Genomic DNA, 233 nt, shown 5'->3' with positions numbered 1-233 from the left:
GATGTAAGCGGCAAATCCCAGCAGGGGCCCGACAAGCATATAGTTTGAATGACCTCTAGCATCAAACCACACCGTCCTGCCATAATTTTCCAGCAAGTAGATGACCACCATTCCCGCCCATATCAACATGAACTTGATCAAGGACGTCTTATGGGGCAGCTGCCTGATGCGAGAATAAAAGAAGAAAACTGCTGCCAGGACAAGAGAAGGGATAATCAGTGTTGTGAAATCAA

The 233-nt window shown here is 46.8% G+C and carries 1 protein-coding gene; it reads left to right on the top strand.

The window, feature by feature from the left end; translation table 11 throughout:
* Positions 1-48 precede the first annotated feature (48 nt).
* A partial coding sequence (locus SCA31_RS25675; protein WP_410699745.1) for a hypothetical protein occupies positions 49-233 on the top strand: 185 nt, incomplete at its 3' end.

Origin of the sequence: Chryseobacterium sp. SIMBA_028, assembly GCF_046535285.1 — a bacterium.
Lineage (GTDB): Bacteria > Bacteroidota > Bacteroidia > Flavobacteriales > Weeksellaceae > Chryseobacterium.
The sequence above is the reverse complement of the archived record's forward strand: the minus strand, read 5'-3'. Positions and strand labels throughout refer to the sequence as shown.